Source organism: Citrobacter sp. SX206 (genome assembly GCF_024181025.1).
GTDB classification, from domain to species: domain Bacteria; phylum Pseudomonadota; class Gammaproteobacteria; order Enterobacterales; family Enterobacteriaceae; genus Citrobacter; species Citrobacter youngae.
Window position 1 is genome coordinate 4,497,292 of record NZ_CP049738.1, and the last position, 24,621, is coordinate 4,521,912.

At 51.6% G+C, this 24,621-nt stretch carries 17 protein-coding genes, 2 tRNA genes, 3 rRNA genes and 1 pseudogene; 7 read left to right on the forward strand and 16 right to left on the reverse strand.

Annotated features, from left to right (window positions below):
- Nucleotides 1-2: 2 nt before the first annotated feature.
- Both glnG and G8S19_RS21675 read left to right on the forward strand, forming a co-directional pair.
- Complete coding sequence (gene glnG, locus G8S19_RS21670) at nucleotides 3-1,412, forward strand: nitrogen regulation protein NR(I) (protein WP_101741990.1); 1,410 nt, start codon at nucleotides 3-5, stop codon at nucleotides 1,410-1,412.
- 112 nt (nucleotides 1,413-1,524) lie between these two features.
- The gene (locus tag G8S19_RS21675; RefSeq protein WP_086523820.1) at nucleotides 1,525-1,635 is read left to right on the forward strand and encodes a YshB family small membrane protein; all 111 of its coding nucleotides are present in this window, start codon (nucleotides 1,525-1,527) and stop codon (nucleotides 1,633-1,635) included.
- Nucleotides 1,636-1,724: 89 nt separating this feature from the next.
- On the opposite strand, the gene hemN is transcribed toward G8S19_RS21675, so the two are convergent.
- From hemN to G8S19_RS21690, 3 genes and pseudogenes are all read right to left on the reverse strand, one after another.
- Complete coding sequence (gene hemN, locus G8S19_RS21680; protein WP_124022005.1) at nucleotides 1,725-3,098, reverse strand: oxygen-independent coproporphyrinogen III oxidase; 1,374 nt, start codon at nucleotides 3,096-3,098, stop codon at nucleotides 1,725-1,727.
- A 188-nt stretch (nucleotides 3,099-3,286) separates the two neighbouring features.
- Nucleotides 3,287-3,796 (reverse strand): Der GTPase-activating protein YihI, encoded by a 510-nt coding sequence (gene yihI / locus G8S19_RS21685; protein ID WP_239505706.1) that lies wholly within the window; start codon nucleotides 3,794-3,796, stop codon nucleotides 3,287-3,289.
- Nucleotides 3,797-3,965: 169 nt separating this feature from the next.
- A pseudogene (locus tag G8S19_RS21690) lies at nucleotides 3,966-4,151 on the reverse strand (hypothetical protein).
- A gap of 209 nt (nucleotides 4,152-4,360) precedes the next feature.
- On the opposite strand from G8S19_RS21690, the gene yihA reads away from it, so the two are divergent.
- On the forward strand, nucleotides 4,361-4,993 hold the full coding sequence (gene yihA, locus G8S19_RS21695) for a ribosome biogenesis GTP-binding protein YihA/YsxC (RefSeq protein WP_253685875.1): 633 nt from the start codon (nucleotides 4,361-4,363) through the stop codon (nucleotides 4,991-4,993).
- Nucleotides 4,994-5,326: 333 nt separating this feature from the next.
- Here yihA and polA read toward each other — a convergent pair whose 3' ends face one another.
- The gene (polA, locus tag G8S19_RS21700) at nucleotides 5,327-8,113 is read right to left on the reverse strand and encodes a DNA polymerase I (RefSeq protein WP_124022004.1); all 2,787 of its coding nucleotides are present in this window, start codon (nucleotides 8,111-8,113) and stop codon (nucleotides 5,327-5,329) included.
- Between the two features lie 364 nt (nucleotides 8,114-8,477).
- On the opposite strand from polA, the gene G8S19_RS21705 reads away from it, so the two are divergent.
- The gene (locus G8S19_RS21705; RefSeq protein ID WP_115601221.1) at nucleotides 8,478-9,413 is read left to right on the forward strand and encodes an acyltransferase; all 936 of its coding nucleotides are present in this window, start codon (nucleotides 8,478-8,480) and stop codon (nucleotides 9,411-9,413) included.
- A gap of 12 nt (nucleotides 9,414-9,425) precedes the next feature.
- On the opposite strand, the gene dsbA is transcribed toward G8S19_RS21705, so the two are convergent.
- The 3 genes from dsbA to G8S19_RS21720 all read right to left on the reverse strand — a co-directional run bounded on the left by dsbA (nucleotide 9,426) and on the right by G8S19_RS21720 (nucleotide 11,398).
- The gene (gene dsbA / locus G8S19_RS21710; RefSeq protein ID WP_003028621.1) at nucleotides 9,426-10,049 is read right to left on the reverse strand and encodes a thiol:disulfide interchange protein DsbA; all 624 of its coding nucleotides are present in this window, start codon (nucleotides 10,047-10,049) and stop codon (nucleotides 9,426-9,428) included.
- 16 nt (nucleotides 10,050-10,065) lie between these two features.
- On the reverse strand, nucleotides 10,066-11,052 hold the full coding sequence (locus G8S19_RS21715) for a serine/threonine protein kinase (RefSeq protein ID WP_121585265.1): 987 nt from the start codon (nucleotides 11,050-11,052) through the stop codon (nucleotides 10,066-10,068).
- Between the two features lie 76 nt (nucleotides 11,053-11,128).
- Entirely contained in the window at nucleotides 11,129-11,398 is a 270-nt protein-coding gene (locus G8S19_RS21720) for a YihD family protein (RefSeq protein WP_003028616.1), read from the reverse strand.
- Nucleotides 11,399-11,524: 126 nt separating this feature from the next.
- On the opposite strand from G8S19_RS21720, the gene mobA reads away from it, so the two are divergent.
- A complete protein-coding gene (gene mobA / locus G8S19_RS21725) occupies nucleotides 11,525-12,052 on the forward strand; it encodes a molybdenum cofactor guanylyltransferase MobA (protein ID WP_233608947.1) in 528 nt (175 codons plus the stop codon).
- The gene (mobB, locus tag G8S19_RS21730; protein WP_115644184.1) at nucleotides 12,049-12,558 is read left to right on the forward strand and encodes a molybdopterin-guanine dinucleotide biosynthesis protein MobB; all 510 of its coding nucleotides are present in this window, start codon (nucleotides 12,049-12,051) and stop codon (nucleotides 12,556-12,558) included. Before mobA ends, mobB begins: the two co-directional genes overlap by 4 nt.
- 149 nt (nucleotides 12,559-12,707) lie before the next feature.
- Here the strand turns inward: mobB and rrf are convergent.
- The 9 genes from rrf to pepQ form a co-directional block, all read right to left on the reverse strand.
- Nucleotides 12,708-12,823, reverse strand: a 5S ribosomal RNA gene (gene rrf, locus G8S19_RS21735).
- Between the two features lie 96 nt (nucleotides 12,824-12,919).
- Nucleotides 12,920-15,826 (reverse strand): 23S ribosomal RNA (locus tag G8S19_RS21740).
- A 206-nt stretch (nucleotides 15,827-16,032) separates the two neighbouring features.
- A tRNA-Ala gene (locus tag G8S19_RS21745) sits at nucleotides 16,033-16,108 on the reverse strand.
- 75 nt (nucleotides 16,109-16,183) lie between these two features.
- A tRNA-Ile gene (locus tag G8S19_RS21750) sits at nucleotides 16,184-16,260 on the reverse strand.
- 71 nt (nucleotides 16,261-16,331) lie between these two features.
- Nucleotides 16,332-17,873: ribosomal RNA gene (locus G8S19_RS21755) — 16S ribosomal RNA — on the reverse strand.
- The 16S, 23S and 5S rRNA genes sit together here with 2 tRNA genes alongside, the layout of an rRNA operon.
- A 373-nt stretch (nucleotides 17,874-18,246) precedes the next feature.
- Nucleotides 18,247-18,792, reverse strand: coding sequence for a menaquinone-dependent protoporphyrinogen IX dehydrogenase (gene hemG, locus G8S19_RS21760; protein ID WP_005133225.1), 546 nt, complete (start codon nucleotides 18,790-18,792; stop codon nucleotides 18,247-18,249).
- An 11-nt stretch (nucleotides 18,793-18,803) separates the two neighbouring features.
- A complete protein-coding gene (gene trkH / locus G8S19_RS21765; protein WP_003017848.1) occupies nucleotides 18,804-20,255 on the reverse strand; it encodes a Trk system potassium transporter TrkH in 1,452 nt (483 codons plus the stop codon).
- Between the two features lie 38 nt (nucleotides 20,256-20,293).
- On the reverse strand, nucleotides 20,294-20,908 hold the full coding sequence (locus G8S19_RS21770) for an IMPACT family protein (RefSeq protein WP_124022103.1): 615 nt from the start codon (nucleotides 20,906-20,908) through the stop codon (nucleotides 20,294-20,296).
- Nucleotides 20,908-22,239 carry a Xaa-Pro dipeptidase gene (gene pepQ / locus G8S19_RS21775; protein WP_253685876.1) on the reverse strand — a complete coding sequence of 444 codons (1,332 nt, stop codon included), beginning with the start codon at nucleotides 22,237-22,239 and terminating at the stop codon, nucleotides 20,908-20,910. The genes G8S19_RS21770 and pepQ overlap by 1 nt, the downstream gene beginning before the upstream one ends.
- A 189-nt stretch (nucleotides 22,240-22,428) precedes the next feature.
- On the opposite strand from pepQ, the gene fadB reads away from it, so the two are divergent.
- Entirely contained in the window at nucleotides 22,429-24,618 is a 2,190-nt protein-coding gene (fadB, locus tag G8S19_RS21780; protein ID WP_124022104.1) for a fatty acid oxidation complex subunit alpha FadB, read from the forward strand.
- Nucleotides 24,619-24,621: the final 3 nt, after the last annotated feature.

Consider the following 24,621-nt stretch of genomic DNA (forward strand, 5'->3'; position numbering starts at 1 on the left):
TTATGCAACGAGGAATAGTCTGGGTAGTTGATGACGATAGTTCCATCCGTTGGGTGCTTGAACGTGCGCTCGCAGGGGCAGGGCTAAGCTGTACCACATTTGAAAGTGGTAAAGAGGTGCTGGACGCGCTGGCCAGCAAAACGCCTGACGTACTGTTGTCGGATATTCGCATGCCGGGCATGGACGGTCTGACGCTGTTAAAACAGATCAAAGCGCGGCATCCGATGCTTCCGGTCATCATAATGACCGCACACTCCGATCTGGATGCTGCCGTCAGCGCCTACCAGCAAGGGGCGTTTGATTATCTGCCCAAACCTTTTGATATCGATGAAGCCGTGGCGCTGGTCGAACGTGCCATCAGCCATTATCAGGAACAGCAGCAACCGCGCAATATTCAGATCAACGGCCCAACAACTGACATCATCGGCGAAGCGCCGGCAATGCAGGATGTCTTTCGCATAATTGGCCGACTGTCCCGGTCGTCAATCAGCGTATTGATTAACGGAGAGTCCGGGACCGGTAAAGAGCTGGTCGCCCATGCGTTGCATCGTCATAGCCCGCGCGTCAAAGCGCCCTTTATCGCGCTGAACATGGCGGCTATTCCGAAAGATTTGATCGAGTCTGAGCTGTTTGGCCATGAAAAAGGGGCGTTTACCGGGGCAAATACGATTCGCCAGGGGCGCTTTGAACAGGCTGACGGCGGTACGCTATTTCTCGATGAAATAGGTGATATGCCGCTGGACGTGCAAACGCGTTTACTGCGCGTATTAGCCGACGGGCAATTTTATCGCGTTGGCGGCTATGCGCCCGTGAAGGTGGACGTACGTATCATCGCCGCCACGCACCAGAATCTGGAACTGCGCGTACAGGAAGGCAAATTCCGCGAAGACTTATTCCATCGTCTGAACGTCATCCGCGTGCATCTGCCGCCGCTGCGTGAACGTCGGGAAGATATCCCCCGTCTGGCACGTCATTTCCTGCAGGAGGCCGCGCGCGAACTGGGCGTTGAAGCCAAACAATTACACCCGGAAACCGAGGCGGCGCTGACCCGTCTGGCCTGGCCGGGTAACGTGCGTCAGCTTGAGAACACCTGCCGCTGGTTAACCGTCATGGCCGCCGGGCAGGAAGTGCTGATTCAGGACTTACCGGCCGAACTGTTTGAAGCCAGCGTGCCCAATGCGCCTTCACACATGCAGCCGGACAGCTGGGCAACCCTGTTGGCACAGTGGGCAGACCGGGCCTTGCGTTCCGGTCATCAAAACCTGCTTTCTGAGGCTCAACCGGAGATGGAGCGCACGCTGTTGACCACCGCGCTACGTCATACCCAGGGGCACAAACAGGAAGCCGCACGCCTGCTTGGCTGGGGCCGTAATACCTTGACGCGTAAGTTAAAAGAACTCGGAATGGAGTGACGATTCGTCACTGTGTAAAGATTGATCATTGAGCGCAAACTGCTGCTATTTTGCGCTTTACTGTTCCGATGAGTTAAGTATGATCGTGCCCGGCAAACGGGGGGAAGTCATCATGCTGGAATCAATCATTAATCTGCTATCGAGCGGCTCAGTCGACAGCCACACGCCACAAACTGCGGTTGCCGCAGTGCTGTGTGCGGCGCTGGTTGGGCTGTTTAGCTGAAGGCGCGCCGGATGGCGCTAACGCTTATCCGGCCTACAGATTATCGCGACGTGTAGGCCCGGTAAGCGTAGCGCCACCGGGCAACCCGGTTAAATGACGCGGGAGAACTGCTGCATCCGCGCTTTCTGGCGCAGATATGCATCAAAGCACATGCAAATATTACGGATCAGCAGGCGCCCCTTCGGCGTAACCTGAATCCCCTTCTCATCCACATCCACCAGCCCATCTTTCGCCAGTGGTGCCAGCAGTTTCAGGTCTTCGGCAAAATAATCAGCGAAGTTGAGATCCCATTGCTGTTCCACGGCGGCATAGTCGAGGCGGAAGTTGCAGATCAAAAGCTTAATAACATCCCGACGAATGCAGTCGTCGCGGGTCAGCGTAATTCCGCGCCACAGTGCGTTCCCTTGCTCGTCGACCTGCTGGTAATAGTGCTTCAGCTCTTTCTGGTTCTGCGCGTAGCTGTCGCCAATCATGCTGATAGCCGATACGCCCATCCCCAGTAAATCAGTATCGCCCTGGGTGGTATAACCCTGGAAATTACGGTGCAGCACACCTTTGCGTTGAGCAATGGCCAGTTCATCATCCGGGCGGGCAAAGTGATCCATCCCAATGAACTGATAACCCGTTTCGGTCAGTGAAGAGATGGTCTCCTGCAGAATATCCAGCTTCTGCTGCGCGCTGGGCAGGTCAGCATCTTTAATCTTGCGTTGGGCAGCAAACAGCGTTGGCAGGTGCGCGTAGTTAAAGACGCTCAGACGGTCTGGATTCAGCTCAGACACGCGTTTCAGGGTGAAGGCGAAGCTTTCCGGTGTCTGTTTTGGCAGGCCATAAATCAGATCAATATTTGTTGAGGTAAAGCCAATCTCCCGCGCATGATTCAGCAGCGCAAAGATAAATTCCTCATCCTGCTCACGGTTCACCAGGCGCTGAACTTCTTTGTTGAAGTCCTGTACCCCCATGCTCAGGCGGTTAAAACCTTCAGCACGTAAATGATCAAGGACATCCAGCTCAATTTCGCGCGGATCAACTTCGATCGAGATTTCGGCGTCATCGTTAAAGTTGAAGTTACCACGCAGCAGCGACATCAAACGGCTGATTTGCGCTTTATTTAAGTAAGTTGGCGTACCGCCGCCCCAATGCAGTTGGCTGACATGGCGTCCGACGAACAGCGGAGCGCGGTGAATGATTTCTTGTTCCAGGGCATCGAGGTATTGATCGGCTTTATGCTGCTGGCGAGTCACAATCTTGTTGCAGCCACAGAAGTAGCACAGTTTGTGGCAGAACGGGATGTGAACGTATAGCGAGAGCGGACGCTCAGGATAACGCGCCACGGCCTTTAGAAATGCTTCTGTGCCGTAGTCTTCAGAAAACTCCAGCGCGGTCGGGTACGAGGTATATCGTGGCCCGGAATAGTTATATTTCTGGATCAGGGCCAGGTCCCAGTCTATTAGCTGCTCTGACATGCTCACTCCTTCCGATGGCGTCTCTGGCGGGTACGGCGTACCGGCTTAACCCCAGTGCGGGTGATGAGCCGGTTGCGCAGCCACTTCTGTCGCCGCGACAACCGCTGTAGTTTAACGAATAACCACACCAGATAACATATAACCGGAAGGGTTATAAGCAGGACGGGAAGACCCACGGTGTAAAACCGTTAGTTGCCGCCTTTCAGCAGGCGCATCATGTCTTCCTGCTTTTCTTCCTCTTCCTCTTCTTCCTCGTCATCGTAAGAAAGACCCAGCTTTTGCATCAGCTCATCGATGCGGTCCAGCTTGGCATCAACCCAGGCCTGATCTTCCGCGCTCAGGGTTTCTCCTGCTTCAAGACGCTCCAGCAGCGCATCCAGGCGCTCATCCGTTTCCAGTAAATCCAACTCAGCCTGTGGTGAAAGCATAGGTTTCTCACTCTTCGGTTTGTGCTGTTTGGTGACTTTTTCGGTCACGCCCAATGGAATGGGGTTTTTGCTGCCAATACGAGGATCTTTTTGCTTGTTTTGGTTTCCGCCACCAGAACCGCCTTCGCTACCGGACGCACGGCTACCCGCCGCATGACCACGGTGTTTTTTCTGGCGCTTACGGTCGCGAGCTTCCTGGTTAATTTCTTCGCGTGTTTTACGACGCGCTTTTGCAGGACCTTTACCGCGTGGTGTAGAAGTTGGTTTCATCATGATTCGTCTTTGGCTGTATTTATTCAGTATATAATTGCGCCGGAATCTAGCAGAAATAAAGAAAAAAGGCGACAGAGTAATCTGTCGCCTTTTTTCCTGACTCTCAACCCTTACGGGCTCTACTATCCCTGTTGGCTATCAACACACCCTGTTTTTCCCTTAGCCTCTAACATTCCGTGTTGTTTCCATTTCCTTTTATTAACGTCTCCGGACGTTTGTCTTCCTGACAATCCTGTGTCTTCGCCTCCTGGCGCTCCTGACCCTCATCCTGAGTCGTTTATCCTGTCAGCTTCCTCGCTATGGACGCTACTTTACCGTTTTGGTTTAAACGTACAAGTAACCTGGGTAACAATTTCAACTTTTCAGAATTTAACCCGTCAGTAATTACATGATTTATTTGAATTAGTCTATTTTATGCTCTGTCATCTCGTATAGAAACTATCGGCAATGTCTCACAAAGTGCGAGGTTTTGACTTACACAGCCCACTCGTCGAAAAACCAGCCTTTTGCTGGTGTTCAGGTATAATCGCTGCAAAGCCTTGATTGATGGAGACGACCACGTTGACTAACTTGAATTATCAACAGACGCATTTTGTGATGAGTGCGCCTGATATTCGCCATTTACCTTCCGATACGGGAATCGAAGTGGCTTTTGCTGGCCGTTCCAACGCAGGCAAATCCAGTGCGCTAAATACCCTGACCAATCAAAAGAGTCTGGCGCGTACCTCTAAAACTCCAGGCCGTACTCAGCTCATCAACCTGTTTGAAGTTGTGGACGGTAAACGCCTGGTCGACCTGCCTGGTTATGGTTATGCCGAAGTCCCGGAAGAGATGAAACGTAAATGGCAGAGCGCACTGGCCGAATACCTGGAAAAACGCCAGAGCCTGCAAGGTCTGGTGGTATTGATGGATATTCGCCACCCGCTAAAAGATCTCGACCAGCAGATGATCCTGTGGGCTGTGGAGAGCAACGTTCAGGTTCTGGTGCTGCTGACTAAAGCAGACAAGCTGGCCAGCGGCGCACGCAAAGCGCAGCTGAATATGGTACGTGAAGCCGTACTGGCATTTAACGGTGATGTGCAGGTAGAAGCATTTTCATCACTGAAAAAGCTGGGTGTGGACAAACTGCGGCAGAAGCTGGATAGCTGGTTTAGTGAGCTGGCGCCGATTGAAGAGATGCAGGACGGGGAATAACCCACCGTATTGCCGGATGGCGCCGCTGCGCGTCTTATCCGGCCTACAGCATGTACAAAACTTTTCTTTCGCACAATAAAAAACGCCCCAGTCATTACTGACTGGGGCGGCTAAAATATTCAGCCAAATCCGATTACGTGAAGTAAAAGGTCTGAAAGATAGAACATCTTACCTCTGTACCCTACGTGAATAACTTTACTCTTTTTTAAGCAGCTCAGAAAGCACTTTTTGTAATTTTTTTTCATTCCTTACATAGGGAATTCTAATGGACATCACAAAAAGCTCTATCTTATGTTGCTTAGTTACGAAAAAGAGCCGTTATTCAGTAAACCCTTAGTGCGCCTGATCCCAGTTCTCACCACTACCGACTTCCACCAGCAATGGCACATCAATTTGCGTCTCGTTTTCCATCAGCTGATGGATCTTTTTCGAGACGCTTTCGAGGTCATCTTTATGCACTTCAAACACCAGTTCATCGTGCACCTGCATGATCATACGCACACGCGGTTGCTCGGTTTGCAGCCATCTGTCCACCGCAATCATCGCTCGTTTGATAATGTCTGCGGCAGTACCCTGCATCGGGGCGTTAATTGCCGCGCGTTCTGCACCGGCGCGGCGAGCGCCATTACTGGATTTAATGTCCGGTAAATAGAGGCGACGACCTTCCAGCGTTTCAACGTAACCCTGCTCTTTTGCCTGTGCACGCGTTCGTTCCATATATTCCAGCACGCCAGGGTAGCGCTCGAAGTAGAGATCCATGTACTTCTGTGCTTCTTTACGCGGAATATTCAGCTGACGCGCCAGGCCGAAGGCGCTCATGCCATAGATCAGACCAAAGTTAATGGCTTTTGCGCTACGACGTTGCTCGCTGGTCACAGAATCAAGCGGTAAACCAAAGACTTCTGCCGCCGTTGCGCGGTGAATATCTTTCCCTTCGGCAAACGCGGTAAGCAGACCTTTATCACGTGAAAGGTGCGCCATGATACGCAGCTCGATCTGCGAGTAGTCCGCAGAGACAATCACGAAGTCTTCTGGCGCAATGAACGCCTGACGAATACGACGACCTTCGTCATTACGTACCGGGATGTTTTGCAGGTTCGGATCCGTTGAAGACAAGCGACCCGTTGCGGTAACTGCCTGATGATAGGAAGTGTGCACGCGCCCGGTCTTCTTGTTAATCATCAACGGAAGCTTATCCGTGTAGGTCGACTTAAGTTTTGCTAACCCACGATATTCCAGGATAACTTTCGGCAACGGATAATCCAGCGCGAGCTCTTCCAGCACCTCTTCTGACGTTGATGGCGCGCCGCCAGGGGTTTTCTTCAGCGGCTTAATACCTTGCTTTTCAAACAAGATAGTTTGCAGCTGCTTGGTAGAAGAAAGGTTAAACGCTTCTCCGGCAATCTCGTGCGCTTTTTGCTCCAGCTCGTTCAAACGCAGCGTCAGCTCTTCTGAATGCTTGTGCAGAACAGCCGGATCGATTTTCACACCATTGCGCTCAACGCGGGACAGAACCGGGACCAGCGGCATATCAATATTTTCGAAAACATTTAGCGGCCCTTTGTGCTGCTGCAGTTCTGGCCACATCTTCAGATGCAACTGAAGCGTAACATCGGCATCCTCTGCAGCATAGCGCCCGGCCTCTTCCAGTGCTATCTGGTTAAAGGTCAGCTGGTTTTTACCTTTCCCGGCAATCTCTTCAAAGGTGATGGTTTTATGTTTCAGCCAGCGATCTGACAGGCTGTCCATATCGTGTCGGCCTGCAACACTGTTAAGAATGTAGGATTCGAGCATGGTGTCAAAGGTGATGCCGCGAAGCTCGATGCCATAGTTCGCCAGGATACCGCGATCGTACTTCAGGTTTTGCCCAACTTTATGCGCGTTCTCATCTTCCAGCAGCGGCTTCAGGAGCGCCAGCGCGCGGTCGCGAGAGATCTGATCGGGGGCATCCAGGTAATCATGAGCGACAGGAACATACGCAGCCACACCTGGCTCAATGGCAAAAGACAGGCCAACCAGATTCGCGGAGATGTTGTCCAGGCTGTCAGTTTCAGTATCAAAGGCAAAGACGGGCGCTTTCTTCAGCTTTGCAATCCACGCTTCCAGTGTCGCTTCGTCCAGAATCGTCACATAGTTATCATACGAAAGAACCGTAGCCGGCTCCTCAGGCGTTTCATCGACAACGATGGTCTCCTGCGGTTTAGCTGCCGGTTTCGTCCCTTTCGCCTGTAGCCATTTACCGGCTTCAACGTCAGTAACCCAACGCTTGAATTCATACTGTTTAAACAAGCCCAGCAGTTCTTCTGCTGCTGGTTGGCGCACTTCCAGCTGCTCGCAGGTTAATTCCAGCTCAACATCCGTTTTGATGGTAGCCAGCTTATACGAGAGATACGCCACTTCTTTATTCTGCTCGAGTTTGCCTGCCATGGTTTTGGCACCACGGAAGCTCAGCCCTGCTATTTTGTCGGATTCCGCATAGAGAGTATCCAACCCACCCAGCCCCTGCAGCAACGCCTGAGCCGTTTTTTCACCCACGCCTGGTACACCTGGAATGTTATCTGAGGAGTCCCCCATCAGCGCCAGGAAATCGATGATCAATTCAGGCGGAACACCGTACTTATTTACGACCTCATCCGGACCAAGGATCGTATTAGTCATAGTGTTGATGAGGGTGATATTCGGCGTCACCAGTTGAGCCATATCTTTATCGCCGGTGCTAATCAGTACCGGACGCCCCACCTTCTCTGCCTCACGTGCCAGCGTACCGATGACATCGTCCGCTTCCACGCCTGAAACCGCCAGCAATGGCAGCCCCATCGCTTTTACCATCGCATGCAGAGGTTCAATCTGCGCACGTAAATCGTCCGGCATTGGCGGGCGGTGCGACTTGTAGTGTTCGAATAATTCATCACGGAAGGTTTTACCCTTAGCGTCGAATACCACCGCTGCATGCGTAGGTTGATATTGCAGAATCAAGCTACGCAACATGTTGAGGACGCCGTACATCGCACCAGTAGGCTCTCCTGCGCTGTTCGTCAGCGGCGGGAACGCGTGGTATGCGCGATACAGGTAAGATGAACCGTCTACAAGGATAAGTGGGTTTTCTGGGATCTGAACCATAATGTCCGTGCCTGTTTATCAGATTATGGGTAAAGGATGCCACAGACAGGATGAAAACATGAGTTTTTCGCCGCATTTGTCGAAAATCTTTTGCAGATCTTCTGCGTTGCTCGCAAAGCGTGCTGTGGATAACTTTGTGAATAAATAATTTTCAGCTCTTTAAATGTAGCAACAAAATTATCACTTCATAATTTTTTTATATAAATTTCAAAGCATTAAATAAAGACACAGCATTTTATTCCATTTTTACAGCTTATATCCTGATGTGGATAGATATTCCTGTTTTTTCTATTCAGCGAAGATCCATCATTTGGTTCGTTTTCTGATAAAATCAGCCCCTTGCGCCTCATTTAGCGCACTATCTATGGCTAACCTTTTGAATAATTTAATTATGACGAGAATACTCGCTGCGATAACGCTGTTGCTGAGTATCGTATTGACCATATTGGTCACGATTTTTTGTTCTGTGCCGATCATCCTTGCAGGGGTTGTAAAACTCCTTTTGCCCATTCCTGTCGTCTGGCGCAAGGTTTCTGTCTTCTGTAATTTCATGATGTATTGCTGGTGTGAAGGTCTGGCGCTACTGCTGCACCTTAATCCACGATTAAAGTGGGATATCGAGGGGCTGGAAGGTCTTAGCAAGAAAAATTGGTATCTGCTCATTTGTAACCATTACAGCTGGGCTGATATCGTTGTGCTTTGCGTTCTATTCCGTAAGCACATCCCGATGAATAAATACTTCCTCAAGCAGCAGTTAGCCTGGGTACCCTTTATTGGCCTGGCCTGCTGGGCGCTGGATATGCCGTTTATGAAACGCTATTCGCGTGGTTATCTGCTTCGCCACCCGGAACGGCGCGGTAAAGATGTCGAAACAACGCGTCGTTCCTGCGAGAAATTTCGTGCGCATCCAACAACCATTGTGAATTTTGTTGAGGGTTCACGGTTTACCAAAGAAAAACGCGAGCAAACCCGTTCACCCTATCAAAACCTGCTTCCTCCCAAGGCGGCCGGTATTGCGATGGCCTTGAACGTCCTGGGGTCACAGTTCGATAAAATGTTGAACGTCACGTTGTGCTATCCGGAAAACAGCAGCCGACCGTTCTACGATATGCTGAGCGGTAAGTTAACGCGGATTGTCGTGCGGGTGAATCTGGAGCCAATCCATGAAGAGTTGCACGGTGATTACGTAAACGATAAGGGATTCAAGCGTCGGTTTCAGCTATGGCTAAATACGCTGTGGAGTGAGAAAGACGCGCAGCTCGATGCAATTAAAGCCTCAAATAAAAAAGCCGGTCAGTGACCGGCTTTTCTTTTACTTCTGACCGACCAGATACTTCACGGTATCCGCATACTGTTGTACAAAGATATCCATGCTGCTGGTGTCCATACCCTGCGGGTTGACCTGATATTTGCCATTAACAAACATCGCCGGCACGCCCTGCAGCTGCAAGTCAGCCGCCGCTTTTTCCTGCTGCGCCACGAGTGATTTCACCACGAAGCTGTTCCATGCCGCATCATAGTCTTCGCCTTTAATACCTGCGTCGACAAACACTTTGCGGATATCTGCAACAGATTGAACGGTCTGAGTTTTCTGAACCCCTTCAAACAGCGGAACAGTGACCTGATCTTCAACGCCCAGCGCCATAGCAACCGCCCATGCCTGCGTCAGATCTTTACCCAAAGGCCCCAGAAATTCGACGTGGTATTTGGTCATCTTGGTGCCTTCCGGCAGCTTTTTCTTCACATTATCAGACACGTGAAGCACTTCTTCAAACTGGTAGCAATGTGGGCAGTAGAAGGAGAAAAACTCCAACACCTGCGGTTCACCCGCAACAGGCTTTTCCAGTGTGATGTACTGCTTACCATCCTGGAACTGCGCTGCCGATGCGCTAAAAGCTAAAACCATACCAGCCAGCGCCAGCCATATTTTTTTCATGTTCAAGTTTCTCCGATTAATACATTGGCGTTAATTGTAAGGGGGGCTCTTGCAGAATTTTTGCCTGCTCAATAAAGGTCGCAGTCTGACGATGCCAGTAATCTTCCCCGGTTAACCACGGGAAGTTTTTTGGAAACGCAGGGTCAGCCCAACGTCGAATTAGCCAGGCAAGATAATAAACTAAACGCATAGCGCGTAAAGGTTCTATCAGTCCGATTTCAGAGATGTCGAACTCACTAAACTCTTCATAAGCCTCGATAATGGTTTCAAGCTGCATGCGTTGTTCAGCTTTATCGCCATTGAGAAGCATCCATAAATCCTGAACAGCCGGACCATTACGAGCATCATCTAAATCGACAAACATCGGGCCATCGCGCCACAAAATATTACCGGCATGACAATCACCGTGCAGGCGTAACGTGGTAAAACGCGTATGCCAGCGTTCGGTAACGATCGCGATAAGCGCATCCGTGGCCTTCAGGAAGGCCGCTTTTTGCCCTGATGGGATTAGCTGTGCGTGTTCAAAAACGTTACGCGGCTCAGTCAGATACTCTTCAAGGCCAATCGTTGGGCGGAAGGCAAAAGTACGCTTGCATCCGGTCTGATGCATACGCCCCAGATAGCGACCCACCGCCTCCATCTGATCGATGTTGTCGGCCTCAAACTGTCGCCCGCCGACGCTGGGGAAGATCGCATAATGAAAACCCTGATGACTTAACAGCGTTTGGCCGTTTAGTACTAGCGGCGCAGCGACCGGGACTTCATCGCTCACCAGTTCCAGAGCAAACTGGTGTTCTTCCTGGATCTGATCGACAGACCAACGTTCAGGGCGATAAAACTTAACGACAAAACGTCGACGGTCTTCGTCCTGGAATTGATAGACACGGTTTTCATAGCTGTTAAGCGGGGTAAGCCCGGAATCCACCCGGATCCCCTGCTCAAACAGTGCATCCATGATGGTATCCGGGTGTAGCGTCTGGAAATTAAAAGCGTTGTCGTTCATCCCATCATCCGGAAAATACTACGAATGATTCAGGATATCATTTCGCAGCGCTTTCGGTGGTGGCGATTACAAGCTTTTACTCTTTAATTACGCCACGTGCGCGGAGTAGTGCAGTTTTAAAATCTTCTTCATAATCTTTCTGAATACCTGGGATGACCGCGTCTTTCGCCGAGTCACGCATTTTCAGGTGATAGATCAGAATGTCATCAGTTAAATCCGCCAGTTCGCCGTCAAAACCTGACTCTTGCGCCAGTTTCTGCAAAAATTGCATCAGGTTTAGATCGGGTTCTTTCTGCCAGGCTGGCTGGAGGAGTTCAATAACTTCATTCAGACGTTTACATTTCATGGTTGTGCTCCTTAGGCTCAATACGGATACGTTAGCAGGGTCAATCCCACATTAAAAGAGGCGATATCAGTGATTCTGGATAGTGCAATAACAGGGGTTGTGCTGGCAGGTGGTAAGGCCAGACGGATGGGCGGAACCGATAAAGGTTTGCTTGAGCTGGACGGAAAACCTCTTTGGCGACATGTGGCCGACATTCTCGCTTTGCAGGTCGAAACCGTGGTGGTCAATGCTAATCGCCACCGGGAGATTTACCAGCAAAGCGGCCTGAAAGTGATCCCCGATTCATTGGCCGATTATCCTGGTCCACTGGCCGGAATGCTGTCGGTATTCCTGCAACAAACAGGAGACTGGTTTCTATTCTGCCCGTGCGATATGCCCTATATTCCTCACGATCTGGTCACACGTTTGAAGGAACAGCGCAAAGCTGCACCGGTTGTCTGGGTGCATGATGGTGAAAGAGATCACCCAACCATTGCGCTGATGCACCGCTCTATGCAGCCTTTGCTGCAGGATTATCTTCAGTCCGGTGAACGACGCGTTATGGTCTTTATGCGTCTGGCTGGCGGTCATGCTGTCGATTTCAGCGATCATAAAGATGCGTTCGTAAACGTGAACACCCCCGAAGAGCTCGCAAAATGGCAGGAAAAATCATGATCCCATTACTCGCCATTGCGGCATGGAGCGGCACGGGAAAAACCACGCTGCTCAAAAAATTGATCCCGGAACTACGTGCCAGAGGTATACGTCCCGGATTGATTAAGCATACTCATCACAAGATGGATGTCGACAAGCCCGGTAAAGATAGCTATGAGTTACGCAAAGCCGGAGCGGCGCAAACGCTGGTTGCCAGTAAGCAACGTTGGGCGTTAATGGTTGAAACACCTGAAGAGCCCGAACTGGACCTGGCCTATCTGGTTAGCCGGATGGATGCTTCGACGTTAGATATGGTGCTTGTTGAAGGCTTTAAGCATGAACCTGTCGCGAAGATATTGCTGTTTCGTGAAGCGGCAGGGCACAGCATTGCTGAGTTGTCTATTGATGAGCACACTATTGCGGTGGCCAGCGACGTTGCGCTGGATGTAGGTGTGCCGATTCTGGACCTCAATGATCTAAACAGCATCGTCGAGTTTATTGTTAGTTGGCTGCGTACCCACCCGTAGGCCGGATAAGGCGCTGCGCCGCATCCGGCAATGTGCGCCGGGAGTGCCTGACGGCGCTACGCTTATCAGGCCTACAACAGCCTGGTTATCCGGAAATACAGACGTAAAAAAGCCCATCCGTCAGGATGGGCTTCTTCACTTTATTTGATGCCTGGCAGTTCCCTACTCTCGCATGGGGAGACCCCACACTACCATCGGCGCTACGGCGTTTCACTTCTGAGTTCGGCATGGGGTCAGGTGGGACCACCGCGCTACAGCCGCCAGGCAAATTCTGTTATCAGACCGCTTTATGCGTTCTGATGTCATCTGTATCAAGCTGAATCTGATGTCTGCCTCTTCGCCAAAACATCTTCGGCGTTGTAAGGTTAAGCCTCACGGTTCATTAGTATCGGTTAGCTCAATGTATCGCTACACTTACACACCCGACCTATCAACGTCATCGTCTTTAACGTTCCTTCAGGAGACTTATAGTCTCAGGGAGAACTCATCTCGGGGCAAGTTTCGTGCTTAGATGCTTTCAGCACTTATCTCTTCCGCATTTAGCTACCGGGCAATGCCATTGGCATGACAACCCGAACACCAGTGATGCGTCCACTCCGGTCCTCTCGTACTAGGAGCAGCCCCCCTCAATTCTCCAGCGCCCACGGCAGATAGGGACCGAACTGTCTCACGACGTTCTAAACCCAGCTCGCGTACCACTTTAAATGGCGAACAGCCATACCCTTGGGACCTACTTCAGCCCCAGGATGTGATGAGCCGACATCGAGGTGCCAAACACCGCCGTCGATATGAACTCTTGGGCGGTATCAGCCTGTTATCCCCGGAGTACCTTTTATCCGTTGAGCGATGGCCCTTCCATTCAGAACCACCGGATCACTAAGACCTGCTTTCGCACCTGCTCGAGCCGTCACTCTCGCAGTCAAGCTAGCTTATGCCTTTGCACTAACCTCCTGATGTCCGACCAGGATTAGCTAACCTTCGTGCTCCTCCGTTACTCTTTAGGAGGAGACCGCCCCAGTCAAACTACCCACCAGACACTGTCCGCAACCCGGATTACGGGTCCACGTTAGAACACCAGCCATTAAAGGGTGGTATTTCAAGGTTGGCTCCATGCAGACTGGCGTCCACACTTCAAAGCCTCCCACCTATCCTACACATCAAGGACCAGTGTTCAGTGTCAAGCTATAGTAAAGGTTCACGGGGTCTTTCCGTCTTGCCGCGGGTACACTGCATCTTCACAGCGAGTTCAATTTCACTGAGTCTCGGGTGGAGACAGCCTGGCCATCATTACGCCATTCGTGCAGGTCGGAACTTACCCGACAAGGAATTTCGCTACCTTAGGACCGTTATAGTTACGGCCGCCGTTTACCGGGGCTTCGATCAAGAGCTTCTCCTTACGGATAACCCCATCAATTAACCTTCCGGCACCGGGCAGGCGTCACACCGTATACGTCCACTTTCGTGTTTGCACAGTGCTGTGTTTTTAATAAACAGTTGCAGCCAGCTGGTATCTTCGACTGATTTCAGCTCCATGAGTAAATCACTTCACCTACATATCAGCGTGCCTTCTCCCGAAGTTACGGCACCATTTTGCCTAGTTCCTTCACCCGAGTTCTCTCAAGCGCCTTGGTATTCTCTACCTGACCACCTGTGTCGGTTTGGGGTACGATTTCGTGTTACCTGATGCTTAGAGGCTTTTCCTGGAAGCAGGGCATTTGTTACTTCAGCACCGTAGTGCCTCGTCATCACACCTCAGCGTTAAAAAGGTACCGGATTTACCTGGAACCTCCGCCTACATGCTTAAACCGGGACAACCGTCGCCCGGCTAACATAGCCTTCTCCGTCCCCCCTTCGCAGTAACACCAAGTACAGGAATATTAACCTGTTTCCCATCGACTACGCCTTTCGGCCTCGCCTTAGGGGTCGACTCACCCTGCCCCGATTAACGTTGGACAGGAACCCTTGGTCTTCCGGCGTGCGGGTTTTTCACCCGCATTATCGTTACTTATGTCAGCATTCGCACTTCTGATACCTCCAGCATGCCTCACGACACACCTTCAACGGCTTACAGAACGCTCCCCTACCCAACAACACATAGTGTCGCTGCCGCAGCTTCGGTGCACAGTTTAGCCCCGTTACATCTTCCGCGCAGGCCGACTCGACCAGTGAGCTATTACGCTTTCTTTAAATGATGGCTGCTTCTAAGCCAACATCCTGGCTGTCTGTGCCTTCCCACATCGTTTCCCACTTAACTGTGACTTTGGGACCTTAGCTGGCGGTCTGGGTTGTTTCCCTCTTCACGACGGACGTTAGCACCCGCCGTGTGTCTCCCGTGATAACATTCTTCGGTATTCGCAGTTTGCATCGGGTTGGTAAGTCGGGATGACCCCCTAGCCGAAACAGTGCTCTACCCCCGAAGATGAGTTCACGAGGCGCTACCTAAATAGCTTTCGGGGAGAACCAGCTATCTCCCGGTTTGATTGGCCTTTCACCCCCAGCCACAAGTCATCCGCTAATTTTTCAACATTAGTCGGTTCGGTCCTCCAGTTAGTGTTACCCAACCTTCAACCTGCCCATGGCTAGATCACCGGGTTTCGGGTCTATACCCTGCAACTTAACGCCCAGTTAAGACTCGGTTTCCCTTCGGCTCCCCTATTCGGTTAACCTTGCTACAGAATATAAGTCGCTGACCCATTATACAAAAGGTACGCAGTCACCCCATAAAGAGGCTCCCACTGCTTGTACGTACACGGTTTCAGGTTCTTTTTCACTCCCCTCGCCGGGGTTCTTTTCGCCTTTCCCTCACGGTACTGGTTCACTATCGGTCAGTCAGGAGTATTTAGCCTTGGAGGATGGTCCCCCCATATTCAGACAGGATACCACGTGTCCCGCCCTACTCTTCGAGTTCACAACCTGTGCATTTTGGTGTACGGGACTATCACCCTGTACCGTCGGACTTTCCAGACCGTTCCACTAACACACAAGCTGATTCAGACTCTGGGCTGCTCCCCGTTCGCTCGCCGCTACTGGGGGAATCTCGGTTGATTTCTTTTCCTCGGGGTACTTAGATGTTTCAGTTCCCCCGGTTCGCTTCATTACGCTATGTATTCACGTAATGATAGTGTGTCGAAACACACTGGGTTTCCCCATTCGGAAATCGCCGGTTATAACGGTTCATATCACCTTACCGACGCTTATCGCAGATTAGCACGTCCTTCATCGCCTCTGACTGCCAGGGCATCCACCGTGTACGCTTAGTCGCTTAACCTCACAACCCGAAGATGTTTCGTAAAACACCACCGTGTTGCGAAAATTTGAGAGACTCGAACACACCATTTTTCATTTCTTATTACGGAGAAATGAAACAGTGTGTCGTTTCAATTTTCAGCTTGATCCAGATTTTTAAAGAGCAAAACTTCGCAGTGAACCTTTTCAGGTACACTCTGAAGTTTTCTTGTGTTTTTGCAGTAAAGATGGTGGAGCTATGCGGGATCGAACCGCAGACCTCCTGCGTGCAAAGCAGGCGCTCTCCCAGCTGAGCTATAGCCCCATCGTAGTTATCTCATTCACCTTAATTCTTGCTGAGACTGTGCGGGTCATTTCACAACACGGTATCAGAAAGAATTGGTAGGCCTGAGTGGACTTGAACCACCGACCTCACCCTTATCAGGGGTGCGCTCTAACCACCTGAGCTACAAGCCTGCAGAGATTTTCTTACTGCTAATTTTCATCAGACAATCTGTGTGAGCACTACAAAGAACGTTTCTTTAAGGTAAGGAGGTGATCCAACCGCAGGTTCCCCTACGGTTACCTTGTTACGACTTCACCCCAGTCATGAATCACAAAGTGGTAAGCGCCCTCCCGAAGGTTAAGCTACCTACTTCTTTTGCAACCCACTCCCATGGTGTGACGGGCGGTGTGTACAAGGCCCGGGAACGTATTCACCGTGGCATTCTGATCCACGATTACTAGCGATTCCGACTTCATGGAGTCGAGTTGCAGACTCCAATCCGGACTACGACGCACTTTATGAGGTCCGCTTGCTCTCGCGAGGTCGCTTCTCTTTGTATGCGCCATTGTAGCACGTGTGTAGCCCTACTCGTAAGGGCCATGATGACTTGACGTCATCCCCACCTTCCTCCAGTTTATCACTGGCAGTCTCCTTTGAGTTCCCGGCCGAACCGCTGGCAACAAAGGATAAGGGTTGCGCTCGTTGCGGGACTTAACCCAACATTTCACAACACGAGCTGACGACAGCCATGCAGCACCTGTCTCAGAGTTCCCGAAGGCACCAAGGCATCTCTGCCAAGTTCTCTGGATGTCAAGAGTAGGTAAGGTTCTTCGCGTTGCATCGAATTAAACCACATGCTCCACCGCTTGTGCGGGCCCCCGTCAATTCATTTGAGTTTTAACCTTGCGGCCGTACTCCCCAGGCGGTCGACTTAACGCGTTAGCTCCGGAAGCCACGCCTCAAGGGCACAACCTCCAAGTCGACATCGTTTACGGCGTGGACTACCAGGGTATCTAATCCTGTTTGCTCCCCACGCTTTCGCACCTGAGCGTCAGTCTTTGTCCAGGGGGCCGCCTTCGCCACCGGTATTCCTCCAGATCTCTACGCATTTCACCGCTACACCTGGAATTCTACCCCCCTCTACAAGACTCTAGCCTGCCAGTTTCGGATGCAGTTCCCAGGTTGAGCCCGGGGATTTCACATCCGACTTGACAGACCGCCTGCGTGCGCTTTACGCCCAGTAATTCCGATTAACGCTTGCACCCTCCGTATTACCGCGGCTGCTGGCACGGAGTTAGCCGGTGCTTCTTCTGCGAGTAACGTCAATTGCTGAGGTTATTAACCTCAACACCTTCCTCCTCGCTGAAAGTACTTTACAACCCGAAGGCCTTCTTCATACACGCGGCATGGCTGCATCAGGCTTGCGCCCATTGTGCAATATTCCCCACTGCTGCCTCCCGTAGGAGTCTGGACCGTGTCTCAGTTCCAGTGTGGCTGGTCATCCTCTCAGACCAGCTAGGGATCGTCGCCTAGGTGAGCCGTTACCCCACCTACTAGCTAATCCCATCTGGGCACATCCGATGGCAAGAGGCCCGAAGGTCCCCCTCTTTGGTCTTGCGACGTTATGCGGTATTAGCTACCGTTTCCAGTAGTTATCCCCCTCCATCGGGCAGTTTCCCAGACATTACTCACCCGTCCGCCACTCGTCACCCAAGGAGCAAGCTCCTCTGTGCTACCGTTCGACTTGCATGTGTTAGGCCTGCCGCCAGCGTTCAATCTGAGCCATGATCAAACTCTTCAATTTAAGTTTGATGCTCGTGAATTAAACTTCGTAATGAATTACGTGTTCACTCAGAGACTTGGTATTCATTTTTCGTCTTGCGACGTTAAGAATCCGTATCTTCGAGTGCCCACACAGATTGTCTGATAAATTGTTAAAGAGCAGTGCCGCTTCGCTTTTTCTCAGCGGCGCGGGGTGTGCATATTACGCCATCCCGCTACGAAGTCAAGCATTTAATTTCGCTTTCTTCGCCGGAGTTCTCAGTGGAACCCCGCTGACCCGGCGGCTTGCGTGCCGTTGTTCCGTGTCAGTGGAGGCGCATTATAGGGAGTTATTTCAGGCTGACAAGGGGAAATTTAAAATAATTTTCCAAGTGCGTGTTTTTTATTCTTTGCGTTTATTTTAACAACGTTTTGTTGGTTAATTGGGCAATTTCCCGGGCAAATCCCGCCACCTGTTCCCAGTCGGTATAGATCACTTCTTTCTTCGTATCCGTTTCACCACCTGACATCTTCATAATAAGTTGGATCATAACGCGGTCATACCAGCGATAGCGGGGATACAACAAAGCACCCGCAATGACTGCACTGTGGTCTGGTCGCCACGGTGAACTCATCAGAAACTTACGCGCATAGCTATTAGTTTGCGGTGTGCGTTTCTCCGGTTTACGGGCAACCAGGTTTACAGAGTAAAACGCACTCGGCATCGTATTCAGCTGCGTGGCATGCTTTTTCACAAATTCCTGAAATGCAGAATGGTAATGGCCATAGCGAATTGATGCACCAATCACCACACTGTCATAATTTTTCCACTCAGGCTCTTCGGTACGATGCAAATTCATGACATCTGCCCAGACACCCAGCTCTTTAAGTTCAGAAGCCAGATACTCAGCGATTTCGCGCGTTTGTCCGTCCCGGGAAGAAAAAAGAATCAGTGTTTTCACGTGTTACTCCATTATTCACGCCAGAAAGTAGGGGTAAAGAGCACCAGCAGAGTAAAGACCTCCAGACGACCAAACAGCATGTTGGCAATCAGGATCCATTTCGCCACCGGGTTCATGCTGGCAAAATTGTCGGCAACAACCCCCAGCCCAGGCCCGAGGTTATTCAGCGTCGCCACAACTGAGGCAAACGCAGAGAAGTCATCCACACCGGTCGCAATAATTGCCAGCATACTGATAATAAAGACCAGCGCATAGGCAGAAAAGAAGCCCCATACCGCTTCAAGGATTCGTTCCGGCAACGCTCGGTTGCCCAACTTAATGCTATAGACCGCATTGGGGTGAACCAGTCGCTTCAGTTCGCGGTTACCCTGTTTGAACAGTAACAAGATACGAATCACCTTCAAGCCACCGCCCGTTGACCCGGCACAGCCACCAATAAACGCAGAACACAGTAGCAGCACCGGCAGGAACAACGGCCAGCGAGCAATACTGTCCGTAGTAAATCCGGCGGTCGTCGCCATCGATACCACCTGGAAAAATGCCTGGTTGATCGTCGTGAGCGCCGACCCATAGGTATTATGTATCCACAACACCAGCGTACAGACGGCCACCAGCGTTAGCTGCACCCCGATAAACATGCGGAATTCCGGATCGCGCCAGTAGACCTTCAGACTACGCCCGCTTAATAAAGAGAAGTGCAGGCCATAGTTACAACCGGAGATCAGCAGGAAGATAGCAATAATCGTGTTAATCGTGGGGCTGTCGAAATACCCCACACTGGCATCGTGTGTGGAAAAGCCGCCGATAGCAATGGTGGCGAAGCTGTGCCCAATGGCGTCAAAGGCAGGCATGCCGGCAAACCACAGCGCCAGCGCACACGCAACCGTCAATAGCACATAGATGAGCCACAAGGTTTTCGCCGTTTCGGCAATACGTGGGCGCATTTTGTTATCTTTCAGCGGCCCCGGCATTTCTGCACGATAGAGCTGCATGCCACCCACGCCAAGAATAGGCAGGATAGCCACCGCCAGCACGATGATCCCCATCCCGCCGAACCATTGCAGCATCTGGCGATAAAAGAGAATGGCATGCGGCAGTGAATCCAGCCCCACCAGCGTCGTCGCACCTGTGGTGGTTAATCCGGAAAAGGATTCAAAAAAAGCGTCGGTTATTGTGAGGTTAGGACTTTCCGCAAAAATGAACGGCAACGCACCCACGCTCCCCAGCACGGTCCAGAATAAGACGACGATCAGAAACCCTTCACGGGATTTCAGTTCGCCCTTCTCTTTACGGTTTGGCCACCACAGCATGGAGCCGATAGCCAGAGCCACGAAGAAAGTTTGGGTGAATGCACGCCCTGCCCCATCGCGGTAAATGAGCGCTACCAGTCCGGGGATAATCATTGTCCCCGAAAATAAGATGACCAGCAGTCCAACGATTCGGGTGATGGCGCGAAAATGCATCTCTGCCGCTTCCTTAGTTCTTTAAAATGAGGTGGGGATTATTCTGCAATCGATAACAATTGCAATGAACCACGACTAAAATCCGCCAGCTTTGCTGAAAATTCATCCACTTTCGCATAAGGAAGTGCTACCCGAAGCAGAACGAATGCCTGGTAATCACTGAAAACGATTTTACCGTCAAACTGCCCCAACAGTGTTTCAATGCCTGCCAGTTGGCCGTACTCACACTGCAAAGTATATTCGGTTAATGGCGTCTTGCGCTGTGTCGTTAACTGGCGCAGCGCCTGATTCACACCACCACCGTAGGCTTTTACCAACCCCCCCGTACCGAGAAGGATACCGCCGTAGTAGCGCACCACCACCGCAGTAATCTCACCAACGCCGCTCCCCATCAGTTGAGCGAGCATCGGTTTGCCTGCGGTACCCGCCGGTTCGCCATCGTCTGAAAATCCCAGCTGTTGCGAGTCATTGGGCGCACCCGCCACCCACGCCACACAATGATGACGGGCATCCGGGTGTTCCGCTTTAACTGACTCAACAAATGCTTTCGCCGCTTCTACACCGTCCGTATGGGCGAGCAACGTAATGAAGCGGCTTTTTTTGATCTCTTCAACGACGATAACCGGCGCCGCAGGGATTAACCAACTGTCCATTACGCCAGTTTCAAATCCCGCGTCATGTTTTCAATATTGCTCTCGTGGACAACCACGTTGTCTTCAATACGAATCCCGCCGAACGGCTTCAGGGCTTCGATTTTTTGCCAATTGAAGTGTTTGCTGAGTTGCCCTTCACGCCACGGTGCCAACAGCGATTCAATAAAGTAGATGCCCGGTTCGATGGTCAGAACCATGCCCGGTTGCAAAACGCGGGTGCAACGCAGATAAGGATACTTCGACGGCGCGGCCAGGTGGGTACCGCTGTCATCCTGCATAAAGCCAGCAACATCATGCACCTGCAGACCCAGCGGGTGACCAATGCCGTGCGGCATAAACGGCCCGGTAAGATCGTTTTCTACCATCGCCTCTTCACTCATATCGGTGATGATTTGATGCTTACGCAGCAGTTTCGCGATGCGCTGATGGAACTGAATGTGATAATCCACATAGCTGGTGCCTGCTTTCATCGTGGCAATCAGCGCCAGTTGCTCGTCATTCACATCTTTCACCAGATGCGCATAGTCGTTGTCGCTTTTCGCCGACCAGGTACGCGTCAGGTCTGCCGCATAGCCGTTATATTCCGCACCCGCGTCCAGCAGGAAGCTGCGGATTTCAGACGGAGCCTGATGATCCAGCTTGGTGTAATGCAGAACCGAAGCATGCTCGTTAAGTGCAACGATGTTGCTGTACGGCACGTCGGTGTCACGATGACCGGTAGCCGTCAGGTAAGCGAGGTTGATGTCAAACTCGCTCATTCCGGAACGGAACGCTTCTTCCGCGGCACGGTGTCCATTCACCGCCATTTTCTGGGCTTCGCGCATACAGGCCAGTTCGTAATCTGTTTTATAGGCGCGGTAATAGTGCAGGTAGTCGATCACCCCTTTCGGGTTGATGTTGCTGGCCGCGATATCCAGCTGCAGTGCGCGTTCCGGAACCGGACCAATATAACCGATATTGCCGCGAGCAGCAGGCAGTTGACTACCAATACCGTCCGCTTTTGGCAGCGCGATGATCTCAATTTCTTCCGTCCAGAAGGAGGTCGGCAACGGCTCAACGTTGTGCCAGTAATCGACCGGCAGGTAGAACCACAGTTTCGGCTTGTTCACGCCATCCACCAGCAACCAGCAGTTAGGAACCTGCGTTACAGGCACCCAGGCTTTGAACTGCGGATTAACCTTAAACGGATATGGATGATCGTCGAGAAAGACGTTAATCAGCTCACCTGAGTGAATAAGTAACGCATCCAGCTTGAAGCGTTCCAGCGCGTCGCGCGTCCGTTCTTGTAGGGTAACGATATGATTTTTATAGAGAGCGGCCAGTGATTCCATTTTCTATCCTTCTGTTTTTTTGACCTCAAGTCTCCGCATCTTAGCACATCGCCTTGTGAGTGCGTGATTTCTGCCGAGCGTGATCGAATCGTCATTTCTTTAATCATTCATTTGCATTTTTTTAACATAAAACACACACTTCGATTCATCTGGTATGACCAGATCACCTTGCGGATTCAGGAGACTGACATGCTTTACAAAGGCGACACCCTGTACCTCGACTGGCTGGAAGATGGCATCGCCGAACTGGTGTTCGATGCCCCTGGTTCGGTCAATAAACTCGACACGGCCACCGTTGCCAGCCTGGGCCATGCGCTTGATGTGCTGGAAAAACAACCGAATTTAAAAGGGCTGCTTCTGCGCTCTAACAAAGCAGCCTTTATTGTTGGTGCCGATATCACCGAATTCCTTTCACTGTTCCTCGTGCCTGAAGAACAGTTAAGCCAGTGGCTGCATTTTGCCAACAGCGTCTTTAACCGCCTCGAAGATCTACCTGTTCCGACCCTCTCAGCGGTAAATGGCTATGCGTTGGGCGGTGGCTGCGAGTGTGTCCTGGCAACCGATTATCGTCTGGCAACGCCGGACCTGCGCATTGGCTTGCCGGAAACCAAGCTGGGCATTATGCCGGGCTTTGGCGGCTCCGTGCGTATGCCACGTATGCTGGGCGCGGACAGCGCGCTGGAAATCATTGCTGCAGGTAAAGATGTTGGCGCTGACCAGGCGCTAAAAATCGGCCTGGTCGATGGCGTGGTGAAGCAAGACAAACTGCTTGATGGCGCGATTGCCGTATTACGTCAGGCGATTAACGGCGACCTTGACTGGAAAGCCAAACGTCAGCCGAAGCTGGAGCCGTTGAAACTCAGCAAAATTGAAGCGGCTATGAGCTTTACCATCGCCAAAGGCATGGTGGCGCAGACGGCAGGTAAGCATTATCCCGCACCGATTACCGCGGTAAAAACCATTGAAGCAGCGGCTCGTTTTGGCCGTGAAGAAGCACTGAATCTGGAAAATAAAAGCTTTGTGCCACTGGCGCACACCAGTGAAGCCCGCGCGTTGGTTGGTATCTTCCTGAACGATCAGTTCGTGAAAGCCAAAGCCAAAAAACTCACCAAAAATATTGATGCGCCAAAGCAAGCGGCAGTGCTGGGTGCAGGTATTATGGGCGGCGGCATCGCGTATCAGTCAGCCTGGAAAGGCGTGCCGGTTGTGATGAAAGATATCAACGACAAATCATTAACGCTCGGCATGACCGAAGCGGCCAAGCTACTGAACAAACAGCTTGAGCGCGGCAAAATTGACGGTCTGAAAATGGCGGGCGTGATTTCCACTATTCATCCAACCCTCGACTATAGCGGTTTTGAGCGTGTGGATGTGGTGGTTGAAGCGGTCGTAGAAAACCCGAAAGTGAAAAAAGCGGTGCTGGCGGAGACTGAAGACAAAGTTCGCCCGGATACGGTACTGGCGTCGAATACCTCCACCATCCCAATCAACGAACTGGCCAGCGCGCTCAAGCGCCCGGAAAACTTCTGTGGGATGCACTTCTTTAACCCGGTGCACCGTATGCCGCTGGTTGAGATCATTCGCGGCGAGAAAAGCTCGGATGAAACCATCGCCAAAGTTGTCGCCTGGGCAAGCCAGATGGGCAAAACGCCAATTGTGGTCAACGATTGCCCCGGTTTCTTCGTGAACCGCGTGCTGTTCCCGTATTTTGCCGGTTTCAGCCAGCTGCTGCGCGATGGGGCGGATTTCCGCAAAGTCGACAAAGTCATGGAAAAACAGTTTGGCTGGCCGATGGGCCCAGCTTATCTGCTGGACGTGGTGGGAATTGATACCGCACATCACGCGCAGGCAGTGATGTCCGCAGGCTTCCCTCAGCGTATGCAGAAAGATTATCGCGACGCGATAGACGCCCTGTTTGATGCTAACCGTTTCGGACAGAAAAACGGTCTTGGATTCTGGCGTTATAAAGAAGACAACAAGGGCAAGCCGAAAAAAGAAGAGGATGCCACCGTTGACGGTTTGCTGGCAGATATCAGCCAGCCGAAGCGCGACTTTAGCGATGAAGAAATTATCGCCCGCATGATGATCCCAATGGTCAACGAAGTGGTACGTTGTCTGGAAGAAGGCATTATCGCCAGCCCGGCAGAAGCCGATATGGCGCTGGTGTATGGCCTGGGCTTCCCTCCGTTCCACGGCGGCGCGTTCCGCTGGCTGGATACGCTCGGCAGCGCGAAGTATCTCGATATGGCTCAACAGTATCAGCACCTTGGCCCGCTGTATGAAGTTCCGGCCGGTCTGCGTGACAAAGCGCGCCATAACGAACCGTATTATCCCCAGGTTGAGCCTGCCCGCCCGGTTGGCAGCCTGAAAACGGCTTAAGGA